This window comes from Streptomyces sp. NPDC008238 (genome assembly GCF_042956445.1).
Classification (GTDB): domain Bacteria; phylum Actinomycetota; class Actinomycetes; order Streptomycetales; family Streptomycetaceae; genus Actinacidiphila.
This window is the reverse complement of sequence record NZ_JBIBGK010000001.1, coordinates 935,014-946,797: the sequence shown is the minus strand read 5'-3', so window position 1 is coordinate 946,797 and position 11,784 is coordinate 935,014. Positions and strand designations below refer to the sequence as shown.

Sequence of the window (11,784 nt, the reverse complement as noted above, 5' to 3'; positions counted from 1 at the left end):
TCCTTCTCCACCCCGGTGAGCCTCGGCAACGTCTTTTGACCGGCCCTGAGCCGCCCCGGCGGAAGGCGACGGAGAGCGGCCTTCCGCCGGGGCGGTGGTCAGGGAGCGGTGTAGGTGAACGCCGCGCTCGTGGTCTGCGCGGTCCGGCCGGCGGGGAGGTAGTCGAAGGTGTAGGTGAGGGTGTCGCCGGAGCGCAGCGCGACGGGCTGCTCCCAGCGGCCGGCCGAGGCGTTCCAGGTGAGGAAGTAGTTCGCCTGCGCGCCGCGCCCGCCAGGTGGTGCGGGCCCGCAGTCGGCGGTCCAGCAGCCAGGCCACCGCAAGGGCGCGGCCCGGTCGGGACCGTCGAGGCCGGTGTCCCCACGATCGGTGCCACCAACTGGGCCGGGGCCGTCGCCGCGCCCGCGCCGACGGGTTCCGCGCCGCCATGGAGGCGGCCGGCCTGGAGGTGCCGCACGAGGCGGAGCGGCACGGGGAGTTCAACGACACCTCGGGCTACGCGCAGACAACGGCCCCGCTGGAGGAGGCGGAACGGTCAGGCCGCCCCTCGCCGACCGCGCTCTTCGCCGCCAGCGACCTCCAGGCGTTCGGCGCCTACACCGCGCTGCGCGAGCGCGGACTGCACGTCCCGGGTGACATCAGCGTCGTCGGTTTCGACGACGTGCCGGTCACCCGGTGGACGGCCCCGGCCCTCACCACCGTCCGCCAGCCGCTGCAGGCCATGGCCGCGATGGCGGCGCGGACCCTGCTGCGGCTGGTCGACGGCGAGGAGGTCGACCTGCCGAGGGTGGAGCTCGCGACACAGCTGGTCGTCCGGGACAGCACTGCGGCGCCCCGCGACGGAGGGTGACTCCCGGTGACGCGGCGGGTCCGGTACGCGACCGCCTCCTTCCGGGATCCGCAGGTCAGACCCCATGGGTGAATTGTGCAATATAACCCATTTGGGTGAATACTCGACTAATGGACGTGATGTTTGAACCTTCGGTATACCCACCGCTCGCACTCGGCTTCTTCGGTCTGGCGACCGGCTACCTGATCTGGGGCTCCCAGGAACTGTTCGGCTGGCCCAAGAGGGACGAGCGGGTCGACCGGGCGATGGGCGTCTGGGGCATCTGGCTGCCGGGGCTGTGCCAGCTCCTGGCCGGCGTCATCCTCTTCGTGGGCCTCACCTGGTTCGAGGTCTTCAAGGAACCGCCGCTCTACATGGCGGCCCTGGCCTTCACGGCGTACGGCATCCACTGGTTCGCGCTCGGCTGGGACCGGTACCGCGGCAACGACGCACGCGTCAACGCCGGTGTCGGCGTGGCCTACATGGTCCTGTCGGCCCTCGGCGCGACGGTGTTCTTCGCCGTCCACGACTGGCCCGTGGGCCTGGTCTTCGTCGGCCTCTTCGCCGTCTACCTCAGCAAGTTCGCGATGTCCCTCGGGGTGCCGCTCGCCGAACGCGTGATGGGGCTGTTCCGCCTGCTGACCGCCGCCTGGCTGCTGTACCTGACCTTCGCCGTGGTGGTCAACTTCACCCTCGCGTACGACTGGCCGACGTAACGGCCCGCGCGGAGCGTCAGACCTCGACCAGCCCGAGCCGGAACAGGCTCTCGGCGGTCTCGAGGACGGTCGTGCGCACCGGACGCGGCGCCCAGCCCAGCACCGCGCGCGCCTTGTCCGTGCGTAGCACCGGCATCTCGCCCAGGCGGCTCGCCGCCTCCCGCAGTGCGGGATCGGTCCGCGCGCCCGCCCGCACCTCCTCGGCGCTCAGCTCCCGGGCCGGCACCTTCGCGGCGCGCTCGCCCAGCCCTTCCGCCAGGACGCGGGCCATCCCGAGGGAACTCGTCGGCGTGCCGCTGCCGACCAGGAACCGCTCGCCCGCGGCGGCCGGTTCCGTCATGGCCCGCAGATGGACCCGCGCCACGTCGCGCACGTCGGCCAGATCGAACCACTGCGGCAGGACCACCGGCAGGGCTCCCTCCAGCATCGCCTTGACCAGCGCCACCGAGGTGGAGAGCTGCCGGCCCAGCACGGGGCCGAAGATCCCCGGCGGATTGATCACGGACAGTTCGAGCCCCTCCCCCTCGGCCGCGACGAAGTCCCAGGCGGCGCGCTCGGCGACGGCCTTGGACTTGACGTAGGGGGCGAGGTCGTCCGCCGGGTCGGTCCAGTCGCTCTCGTCGTAGGCGCCGCCGTCGCTGCCGCGGCTGTAGCCGACGGCGGCGAAGGACGAGGTCAGGACCACGCGGCGGACGCCGTGGTCCCGCGCCGCCCGCAGGACGCGCAGCGCGCCGTCCCGGGCCGGGACGACGACCTCGTCCTCGTCGCGGGGCTGCCGGGCCGGGAACGGCGAGGCGACGTGCAGGACGTACGCGCTGCCCTTCACCGCCTCGTCCCAGCCGTCGTCCGAGGCCAGGTCGGCCCGGACGACCTCAAGTCGTCCGCCGGGGTCGGCGTTCGCCCGGGCGGCCGTCGCGCGGACGCCGTCCGCGCGGTCGGCCGAGCGGACGGTGGTGCGTACGCGGTGACCGGCCTTCAGCAGCGCGTCGACGACGTGCGAGCCGAGGTAGCCGCTGCCTCCCGTCACGAGGACGGGTGCGGAGCCGGGGGTCAGGTCGTGCATGGTGCTCTCTTCCCTATCTCAGTTCGGGCACCGTGCGCGTGAGTTCGTCCACGGCACGCTGCTCCGCCTCGTCGTCGCCCCGCTCCCGCGCGTCCCACAGCTCGGTCTTGAGCTGCAGGTACCGCAGGCGGACCCGCATCCTGCCGAGTTCGTCCGCCGCCCGTTCGGCGTTGCGCCGGAACAACTCGCGCAGCCGCACGGCCCTGTCGGCGTCCGCCTCGGCGTCGAGGTGCCGCAGGTAGGAGCGCATGTCGTGCACGCTCATCCCGGTCGCCTTCAGGCAGCTCAGGGCCTCGATCCGCTCCACCGCGCGAGCGCCGTAGCGGCGGTGGCCGCTGCTCTCGTCGCGGGGCACGGGCCCGATGAGGCCGATCTTCTCGTAGTAGCGCAGTGTCGGCTCCGAGAGGCCGCTGCGTCGCGACACCTCCTGGATCGACACCGGCGGGGCTTCCGTCATTGCCACGTCCTCAGTCTCCGGAACCTCAAGCGCTTGAGGTCAAGCGTGGGGTGCGGACGTGCCCGGGGTCACTTCGCCCCGGCTCCGGCGCGTCGCGGGTCGCGGTCCCGGGGTGTGGGCGGGGGGCCTACCCCCGAGGGCAACTTAGTGTAGCCTTACCTAAACTCCAGACATGGGGTGCTGATCGCCGTCGGCTGGGTACCGGAAGGGTTCGCGGGGTGGGAACGAAGGCGCCGTCGGGGCGGGATGTGCTGCTACGCACGGTCAGGAGCCGGCGGAGGGACGTCGCCGTGGGCGCCGTGCTCGGCGCCGGCCACCAGTTCGGGGAGGCGCTCGTCCCCGTCCTCATCGGCATCGTCATCGACCGGGCCGTCTCCGACGGCGACGGACGGGCGTTGTTCGGCTGGCTCGCGGTGCTCGCCGTGGTCTACGTGGGACTCTCCTTCAGCTTCCGCTTCGGCGCCCGCGCCGGCGAGCGCGCCGCCGAACAGGCCGCGCACGACCTGCGGATCGGCCTCGTACGCCGGATCCTGGACCCCCGCGGCGGCGCCGAACGCGGCCACCTGCCCGGCGAGCTGGCGAACATCGCCACCGAGGACGCCAAGCGCGTCGGCGCCGTCAACATGGCCGTCATGACCGGGGTCTCGGCCCTGACCGGACTCCTGGTCAGCGCCGTGGCGCTGCTGCGCATCTCCGTGCCGCTCGGCCTGGTCGTCCTCCTCGGCACGCCGGTGCTGCTCTGGCTCGGGCACCTGCTGAGCAAGCCCCTGGAGCGGCGCAGCGAGGCCGAGCAGGAACGCGCCGCGTACGCCTCCGGGATCGCCGCCGACCTGGTGGCCGGACTGCGGGTGCTCAAGGGCATCGGGGCGCAGGCCGCCGCCGTCGAACGCTACCGCCGCACCAGCCGCGCCTCACTCGGCGCGACGGTGCGGGCGGCGCGCGCCGAGGCGTGGCAGAGCGGGGTGGTGCTCACCCTCACCGGTGTCTTCATCGCGCTGGTCGCGCTGATCGGCGGACGGCTCGCCACGGCGGGCGACATCACCCTGGGTCAGCTCGTGTCGGCGGTCGGCCTGGCACTCTTCCTCCTCGGCCCGCTGGAGGTCTTCGCGTGGGTCAACGCCGAGTTCGCCCAGGGCCGGGCCTCCGCGGGACGCATCGCGGCCGTGCTCGCCGCGGAGCCCGACGTCCTGCCCGGCGGGCGCGCCCTGCCGGAACCGGTCCTCGGCGGCCTGCGGCTGCGCGGCGTCACCCTCGGCGCCCTGCGCGAGACCGAACTCGACGTACGGCCGGGCGAGCTGCTCGGCGTGGCCACCACCGACCCGGCCGCCGCGCAGGCGCTGCTCGCCTGCCTCGGCCGCACCGCGGACCCCGAGGCCGGCGTCGTCGAACTCGACGGCGTGCCCCTGCCGGAGCTCGACCCCGCGCTGCTGCGCACCGCCGTCCTCGTCGCGGCGCACGACGCCGACCTCTTCGAGGGCACCCTCGCCGACAACCTGGGCGGCACCGGGGACACCGGCCCGGCGCTGGCCGCCGCCGGCGCCGACGAGGTGGCCCGGGCCCTGCCGCAGGGCACCGCGACCGAGGTCACCGAGGGCGGCCGCTCGCTCTCCGGCGGCCAGCGCCAGCGCGTCGCGCTCGCCCGCGCCCTGGTCGCCGACCGCTCCGTCCTCGTCGTCCACGACCCCACCACGGCGGTCGACGCGGTCACCGAGGCCCGCATCGCCGGCGGACTGCGCGAGCACCGCCGCGGCCGCACCACGCTCCTGGTCACCAACAGCCCGGCGCTGCTGTCCGTGGCCGACCGCGTCGTCCTCCTCGACGGCGGCCGGGTGGCCGCCGACGGCCTGCACGGCGACCTCGTGCACGGCGACCCGACCTACCGGACGGCGGTACTTGCATGACGACGGCGACGGCGACGGCACCCGCGGCACGCGAGCTGCTGCCCACCGCGACGCCCACCCGGACCCGGGCCGCGGTACGCGAACTGCTGCGACCGCACCGGGCCCTGGCCGTGGGCGGAGCCGTGGTGATGGTCGCGGCGACCACGGTCGGGCTGCTGACGCAGCCGCTGCTGGGGTACGTCGTCGACCTGGTGACCGACCGGCGGCCGGCCGGTGCCCTCACGCTGCCCGTGGTGCTGCTGGTGCTGGTCGCCGTGGCGCAGGGCGTGACCACCGCCTTCGGCATGTCGCTGGTGTCACGGCTGGGTGAGACCGTGCTGGCCGGGCTGCGCGAGCGCTTCGTCGAACGGGCGCTGTCGCTGCCGCTGGAGCGGCTGGAGCGGGCCGGCTCCGGGGACCTCAACTCCCGGGTGACGCGCGACGTGTCCCGCGTGGCCGAGGCCGTGCGGACCGCGCTGCCGGAGCTGGTGCGGTCGGCGCTGTCCATCGTCCTGACGCTGGCCGCCCTCGCGGTGCTGGACTGGCGGTTCCTGCTGGCGGCGCTGCTCGCGGTGCCGGTGCAGGCGCACACCGCCCGCTGGTACGTCCGCAACGCCACCCCGCTGTACGCGAAGGAGCGCATCGCCACCGGCGCCCAGCAGCAGCAGCTGCTCGACACGATCGGCGGCGCGGCGACCGTACGGGCCTACCGGGCCGAGGACGCGCACACCGGGTGGGTCACCGAACGCTCCCGCGCCGCCGTGGACCTGACGCTGCGCGGGGTGCAGCTGGTGCTGCGCTTCTACAGCCGGCTGCACGTGGCCGAGTACACCGGGCTGGCGGCCGTGCTGGTCACCGGGTTCCTGCTGGTGCGCGGCGGATCCGCGTCGATCGGCACGGCGACGGCGGCGGCCCTGTACTTCCACAGCCTGTTCGGCCCGGTGAACACCGCGCTGGTGCTGCTGGACGACGCCCAGTCCGCCACCGCCGCCCTGGCCCGGCTGGTCGGCGTCGTCGACGAGCCGGCGCCCGCCGCTCCGGAGGAGGCGCTACCGCGGGACGTCCCCGGTGGCCCGGCCGTGACCGTGGAGGGCGTGGGCCACGCCTACGTGCCGGGGCGGCCGGTGCTCAGCGACGTGGACCTGGTGCTGCGGCCCAAGGAGAAGGTCGCGCTCGTCGGTGCCAGCGGCGCCGGCAAGACCACGCTGGCCAAGATCGTCGTCGGGATCCACCAGCCGTCCTCGGGCCGGGTCGACGTCGGCGGCGCAGGACCCGCGGCGACCGGCCGCACGGTCGCGCTGGTCACGCAGGAGGTGCACGTCTTCTCCGGCCCGCTCGCGGACGACCTGCGGCTGGCCCGTCCCGACGCCACCGACGAGGAGCTGCACGAGGCCCTGGAGCGGGTCGGCGCGCTCGGCTGGGCGCAGGCACTGCCCGAGGGCCTGGACACCGTCGTCGGCGAGGGCGGCCACCGGCTGACCCCGGACCGCTCGCAGCAGCTCGCCCTCGCCCGGCTGGTGCTGGCCGACCCGCCGGTCGCCGTCCTCGACGAGGCGACGGCGGAGGCCGGCAGCTCCGGCGCCGGGCTGCTGGAGGAGGCCGCGGAGCGCGCGCTGGAGGGCCGTACGGCCCTGGTCGTCGCGCACCGGCTCAGCCAGGCCGCCGCCGCCGACCGTGTGGTGGTGATGGAGGACGGCCGCGTCGCCGAGAGCGGCACCCATGACGAACTGCGCGCCGCAGGGGGGCCGTACGCCGCCCTGTGGCGGGCGTGGGCGGAGCACCGCAGCACCCCCCGGCCGTAGCCCGGCCACCGTCCGGACCAACCCCTTCCACAACCGGAACGAACAGAAGGAACACCCGATGCCCCGCGCCAACAGAGCCACCCGGTTCGCCGGACTGCTCGCCTCCGTACTCGTGCTCGTCGGCGCGGTAGCCGCCTGCGGCTCCTCCGACTCCTCCTCCGACGCGTCGAAGCCGGGCGCCGGCTCCACCAAGGCGTCGGCGAGCAGCGCCTTCCCCGTCACGATCGCCCACAAGTACGGCAGCACGACCGTCACCTCCGAGCCCAAGCGCGTGGTCACCGTTGGCCTCACCGACCAGGACGCCGTCCTCGCGCTCGGCACCGTCCCGGTCGGCACGACCGAGTGGATCGGCGGCTACAAGGGCGCCGTCGGCCCCTGGGCGCAGGACAAGCTGGGTTCCGCCGCGGTCCCGACCGTCCTGAAGGACACCGGCACCGGGCCGCAGGTCGAGAAGATCGCCGCCCTCAAGCCCGATCTGATCCTCGCCCTGTACTCGGGCCTGACCAAGGCGCAGTACGACACGCTGTCGAAGTTCGCGCCGGTCGTGGCCCAGCCCAAGGAGTTCAGCGACTACGGCATCCCGTGGCAGAAGCAGACCGAGACGATCGGCAAGGCGCTGGGCAAGCCCGAGGAGGCCACCAAGCTGGTCGAGGGCGTCGAGGCGAAGTTCGCCGAGGCCAAGAAGGCCAACCCGGCCTTCGCCGGCTCCACCGCGGTGATGGCCACCCCGTACGAGGGCACCTTCGTCTACGGCAGCCAGGACGCGCGTTCGCGCCTGCTGGCCGACCTCGGGCTGAAGCTCCCCGCCGACCTGGACAAGGTGATCGGCGACCAGTTCGGCGCCAACATCAGCAAGGAGCGCACCGACCTGCTCGACCAGGGTGTCGCCGTGTGGATCCTGCCCGACACCACGGCGGCCGTCGCCAAGCTGCACAAGGACAAGCTGTACGCCGACCTGAAGGTCGTGAAGGAGGGCCGCGAGGTCTTCGTCAAGGAGACCGACGACTACGGCAACGCGGTGTCCCTGTCGACCGTGCTCAGCATCCCCTACGTCCTGGACCGCCTCGTCCCGCAGCTGGCCGCCGCGGTGGACGGCGACCCGGCCACGAAGGTGGAGCAGCCCGCGTCCTGAGTGACCACCGGCGCGGCGCCCCGCGCGCCGGACCTCGGGTCCGTGAACCCACCGCCGGGCGGTGTGTGCCCGTGCACACACCGCCCGGCGGTTTTTCCTTCCCCGAAGGACGCCGAGGACGTCGCGGGTGGCCCCCACACATGTCCGCAGGTCTTTGAGGCCCGCCTCGGCGAGGCGCTGCGCCGCTACCGGTGCCGCTGCCGCCCTGCCTCACGTCACCTGCTCGACCGAGCCGGCTTCGCCGTCACCACCCGGCTCCACTGAGCCGAATCACGGCGCGGGCGCGCCAGAACCACGCACGGTCATCTCCGTGTGGGCAACCCGGGCGGCGCCCGGCTCCGCTTCGACCACACCACAGGGTGCCCGCGCCCCTGATCGCTGCGTGGAGCGCGCTCCGCAGCACCCCTCGGAAGGAGCCGTCCCGGGGCCGCGTCGACAGCCTCGTCGCCGTTCCGCGCCGGGCGCGCGCGGACCGCGTTCACCCGACGTCGGCACCCCCGGATCGGTGATGAGGCTGGGGGGCCCTGCCAGTACCTGGATCAGTGGGCCACGGCCGAGGCAGGCCTGCTGGACCGCTCCCGGACGGTTTGTGGGCTGGTTCTCTGGAATGGCACGCCGCCGTCAAGGACCAAGGACATCCCCATGCATCTGAAGCTCGAAGTGATCGTGCTGCCCGTCTCCGACACGGATCGGGCCAAGGCCTTCTACGAGAAGGCCGGATTCCGCCTGGACGTCGACTACGCGGCCGGCGAGGACGTCCGGGTCGTCCACTTCACGCCGCCCGGCTCCGAGTGCTCGATCATCTTCGGTGAGGGAATGACACCCATCGCGTCCGGCTCGTTCCAGGGCCTGTACCTCACCGTCTCTGACATCGAGGAGGCCCGAGCGGAACTCGTCGGCCGAGGCATCGCGGTCAGCGAAATCTTCCACGACGCGGGCGGCCTCTTCCACGGCCACGAGGGCGGGGACGTCACCCACCACGGCCCCGGCCAGGAACGGCTGGCCGGCCTGCACCCCGAGCGCGCTTCTTACGGCTCCTTCGCCACCTTCGGCGACCCGGACGGCAACGGCTGGGTGCTCCAGGAGGTCTCGCAGCGCCTGCCCGGCCGCTGACGATCCCGTGAACCGACGTCCCGGGCTGCGACGGGCCGTGCCGGCCCGCTCGGCAGCCGGTCCGGCAGTTCTCCCGATCCTGGCCGACGCCGGCACAGGCACCGGGAGGGCAGCACCGCCGGGCCGTCCCACCCCTTGCCCCCGAACACAACAGTGAGGAACACAGCAGTGACGAACGAGACGACCCGCACCTACGACGTGATCGTCATCGGCGCGGGCCCGGTCGGCGAGAACGTGGCCGAACGCGCCCGCGCCGCAGGGCTCAGCACCGTGATCATCGAGCGCGAACTCCTCGGCGGCGAGTGCTCATTCTGGGCTTGTGACCCCAGCAAGGCGCTGCTGCGGCCGGTGGTGGCACGTGCCGACGCTCGCCGCATACCCGGACTGAACCCGGCGGTGGCCGGCCCGCTTGACGCCGCGGCCGTCCTCGCACACCGCGACAAGATGTCCTCGTACTGGAAGGACGAGGACCAGGTCGACTGGCTGAACTCCGTCTCCGTCGACCTCGTACGCGGCCACGGCCGCCTCACCGGCCCCAAGCAGGTGGCCGTGCAGACCCCTGCGCACGACACCGTCGCCCTCACCGCCCGGCACGCCGTCGTCGTCTCCACCGGCACCCGCGCCGCCCTTCCCCCGATCTCCGCACTCGATGCCGTCCGCCCCTGGACCAGTCGTGAGGCCACCAGCGCCGACAAGGTACCCGGCCGCCTCGTCGTCGTCGGCGGCGGTGTGGTCGCCGTCGAGATGGCCACCGCCTGGCAGGCACTCGGCTCAGAGGTCACCATGCTCGTCCTCGACGACGGGCTCCTCGAGCGGATGGAACCGTTCGCCGGCGAACTGGTCACCGACGGACTGCGCGAAGCCGGCGTCGACATCCGCTTCAACACCTCCGTCACCTCCCTCGTACGCAAGGACGGCGAGGTCCGGATCACGCTGTCCGACGGCAGGCAACTCACCGCGGACGAGATACTGCTGGCGACCGGCCGCGCCCCGCAGACCCACGATGTCGGACTGGAGACCGTCGGTCTCACACCAGGCGACTGGCTGACCGTCGACGACACCTTCCGAGTCACCGGCGTCGAGGGCGACTGGCTTTATGCCGTCGGCGACGTCAACCGACGCGCCCTGATGACGCATCAGGGCAAGTACCAGGCCCGGATCGCGGGCACCGTCATCGGCGCCCGTGCGAAGGGCGAGCCTGTCGACGACCTCCCCTGGGGCGCGCACGTCGCCACCGCCGACCACGCGGCCGTTCCCCAAGTCGTCTTCACCACCCCCGAGATCGCCTCCGTAGGTCTGACGAGCCGCGAGGCCGAACAGAGCGGGCGTCGCACAGAGGTCGTCGACTACGACCTCGCCCGCGTCGCCGGCGCCCACCAGTACGGCGAGGACTACCGGGGCCGGGCCCGCATGCTCATCGACACCGACCGCCAGACCGTGGTGGGCGTCACCTTCGCCGGGCCCGGCGTCGGGGAGCTGGTGCACTCGGCCACCATCGCCGTCGCGGGCGAGGTGCCGATCGACCGGCTCTGGCACGCGGTGCCCGCTTTCCCCACCCTCGGCGAGGTCTGGCTGCGGCTCCTGGAAACCTACCGGGGCTGATCATCGTCCGGCCGGCCTGCGGGGGTCCTGGCCACCGCGGGCACATTCCATCGGGTAGTGAGCCACCCCCGCCCGCCGGTCCGTCGATGAGGAAATGACTCCATTTTCGCTTGCTTTGCGCTCCGTTCGGCGGCCCGCCCGTCACCTTTCGGAATTCGCTAAAGCCGTCACGTAATTCCTATACGAGCCTTGCTGGGACGGCACCTCCAGGACTACCCTCGCCATATGGGTGTGACGACATCTGGTTCAGTCGACAACAAAGAGCTGAGCGATTTTCTGCGCTCGCGACGCGCTCGGGTGACCCCCGAGCAGGCCGGAGTCACACCGCGGGGCGGTCGCCGGGTTCCGGGACTACGTCGTGAGGAAGTCGCGCTCCTGGCCGGATTGAGCGCGGACTACTACATCCGTCTGGAACGCGGACGGGTGGCCAACGCCTCGGAGTCGGTGCTCGACGCGGTGGGCCGGGCGCTGCGCTTGGACGACGTCGAGCGAGCGCACCTGTTCAACCTCGCCAGGCCGCGGTCGGTGGCCAGGACGAGTCGGCCCGCCGTTCCGGGGCGAGTACGTCCGGGCGCGCACGCCTTGCTCACGCTCCTCAGCGATGTCCCCGCCATTATCTTCGACGAAAGGCTGGACGTCCTTGCCCTTAATTCGATGGCCCGAGCGGTATTCGTTGATTTCGAGGCCATGCCGGCGTGCGAGCGGAATTTCGCGCAATTCATGTTCCTCGATCCTGCGGCGCGCGAATTGTTCGCCGACTGGGACGAGGCGGCCCAGATGGTCGTCGCTGGTTTGCACCTGCATGCGGGCCGGCATCCGAACGATCCACAACGGATCGAGCTGATCGATCAGTTGTCCGCCGGGAACGAGGACTTCCGTGGATGGTGGGCCTCGCATGACGTGGAAGGTTTCTCCCACGGCATCAGGCACTACCGGCACCCCCTACTCGGTGAGATCACATTGACCTTCGAGACCCTCACCTTCCCCGGCGACCCGGGCCAGTGGTTGTCCGTGAACGCACCCGAACCCGGATCGCCGTCCTCCGCATCCCTGCAGATCCTCGCCGGTCGGATCCGCGATCCGGCCTTCTCGGTCCACGCGGGTTCGGCGAGCAGGTCCGGACGGCTGTCCGACCGTCAGCTCCAGATCCACGGGAAGGACTGACGCAGGACGTGCCCGGTGGCTCACACCCG

11 protein-coding genes are annotated in these 11,784 nt (G+C 72.6%); 8 read left to right on the top strand and 3 right to left on the bottom strand.

Annotated elements, in window-relative coordinates; genetic code table 11:
- Positions 1–98 precede the first annotated feature (98 nt).
- Positions 99–320: a hypothetical protein gene (locus ACFZAU_RS04250; protein WP_500550996.1), complete on the bottom strand. Its 222-nt coding sequence runs from the start codon at positions 318–320 to the stop codon at positions 99–101.
- Positions 321–424: 104 nt separating this feature from the next.
- Here ACFZAU_RS04250 and ACFZAU_RS04245 point away from each other — a divergent pair, with 104 nt between their 5' ends.
- A complete protein-coding gene (locus tag ACFZAU_RS04245) occupies positions 425–847 on the top strand; it encodes a LacI family DNA-binding transcriptional regulator (RefSeq protein WP_500550995.1) in 423 nt (140 codons plus the stop codon).
- Positions 848–957: 110 nt separating this feature from the next.
- The gene (locus ACFZAU_RS04240) at positions 958–1,542 is read left to right on the top strand and encodes a hypothetical protein (protein ID WP_500463787.1); all 585 of its coding nucleotides are present in this window, start codon (positions 958–960) and stop codon (positions 1,540–1,542) included.
- Positions 1,543–1,558: 16 nt separating this feature from the next.
- Here the strand turns inward: ACFZAU_RS04240 and ACFZAU_RS04235 are convergent, their stop codons facing one another.
- Together ACFZAU_RS04235 and ACFZAU_RS04230 are read right to left on the bottom strand one after the other, a co-directional pair.
- Complete coding sequence (locus ACFZAU_RS04235) at positions 1,559–2,605, bottom strand: SDR family oxidoreductase (protein WP_500550994.1); 1,047 nt, start codon at positions 2,603–2,605, stop codon at positions 1,559–1,561.
- Between the two features lie 13 nt (positions 2,606–2,618).
- On the bottom strand, positions 2,619–3,062 hold the full coding sequence (locus ACFZAU_RS04230) for a MerR family transcriptional regulator (protein ID WP_500550993.1): 444 nt from the start codon (positions 3,060–3,062) through the stop codon (positions 2,619–2,621).
- Positions 3,063–3,280: 218 nt separating this feature from the next.
- Between ACFZAU_RS04230 and ACFZAU_RS04225 the strand changes: the two genes are divergently transcribed.
- The 6 genes from ACFZAU_RS04225 (at position 3,281) to ACFZAU_RS04200 (ending at position 11,755) form a co-directional block, all read left to right on the top strand.
- Entirely contained in the window at positions 3,281–4,963 is a 1,683-nt protein-coding gene (locus tag ACFZAU_RS04225) for an ABC transporter ATP-binding protein (protein WP_500550992.1), read from the top strand.
- Positions 4,960–6,744: an ABC transporter ATP-binding protein gene (locus tag ACFZAU_RS04220; RefSeq protein ID WP_500550991.1), complete on the top strand. Its 1,785-nt coding sequence runs from the start codon at positions 4,960–4,962 to the stop codon at positions 6,742–6,744. Before ACFZAU_RS04225 ends, ACFZAU_RS04220 begins: the two co-directional genes overlap by 4 nt.
- Before the next feature lie 58 nt (positions 6,745–6,802).
- Positions 6,803–7,876, top strand: coding sequence for an iron-siderophore ABC transporter substrate-binding protein (locus tag ACFZAU_RS04215; RefSeq protein WP_499601088.1), 1,074 nt, complete (start codon positions 6,803–6,805; stop codon positions 7,874–7,876).
- Between the two features lie 642 nt (positions 7,877–8,518).
- Positions 8,519–8,989 carry a VOC family protein gene (locus tag ACFZAU_RS04210; protein ID WP_500550990.1) on the top strand — a complete coding sequence of 157 codons (471 nt, stop codon included), beginning with the start codon at positions 8,519–8,521 and terminating at the stop codon, positions 8,987–8,989.
- A gap of 168 nt (positions 8,990–9,157) precedes the next feature.
- Positions 9,158–10,591 carry a dihydrolipoyl dehydrogenase family protein gene (locus ACFZAU_RS04205; RefSeq protein WP_500550989.1) on the top strand — a complete coding sequence of 478 codons (1,434 nt, stop codon included), beginning with the start codon at positions 9,158–9,160 and terminating at the stop codon, positions 10,589–10,591.
- Between the two features lie 225 nt (positions 10,592–10,816).
- Positions 10,817–11,755, top strand: coding sequence for a helix-turn-helix transcriptional regulator (locus ACFZAU_RS04200; RefSeq protein ID WP_500550988.1), 939 nt, complete (start codon positions 10,817–10,819; stop codon positions 11,753–11,755).
- Positions 11,756–11,784: the final 29 nt, after the last annotated feature.

Excerpts from the sequence above, each read along its gene's own strand:
- ACFZAU_RS04220 (WP_500550991.1), top strand. The coding sequence starts at position 4,960 with ATGACGACGGCGACGGCGACGGCACCCGCGGCACGCGAGCTGCTGCCC.
- ACFZAU_RS04230 (WP_500550993.1), bottom strand. The coding sequence starts at position 3,062 with ATGACGGAAGCCCCGCCGGTGTCGATCCAGGAGGTGTCGCGACGCAGC.
- ACFZAU_RS04210 (WP_500550990.1), top strand. The coding sequence starts at position 8,519 with ATGCATCTGAAGCTCGAAGTGATCGTGCTGCCCGTCTCCGACACGGAT.
- ACFZAU_RS04240 (WP_500463787.1), top strand. The coding sequence starts at position 958 with ATGGACGTGATGTTTGAACCTTCGGTATACCCACCGCTCGCACTCGGC.
- ACFZAU_RS04245 (WP_500550995.1), top strand. The coding sequence starts at position 425 with ATGGAGGCGGCCGGCCTGGAGGTGCCGCACGAGGCGGAGCGGCACGGG.
- ACFZAU_RS04200 (WP_500550988.1), top strand. The coding sequence starts at position 10,817 with ATGGGTGTGACGACATCTGGTTCAGTCGACAACAAAGAGCTGAGCGAT.
- ACFZAU_RS04215 (WP_499601088.1), top strand. The coding sequence starts at position 6,803 with ATGCCCCGCGCCAACAGAGCCACCCGGTTCGCCGGACTGCTCGCCTCC.
- ACFZAU_RS04235 (WP_500550994.1), bottom strand. The coding sequence starts at position 2,605 with ATGCACGACCTGACCCCCGGCTCCGCACCCGTCCTCGTGACGGGAGGC.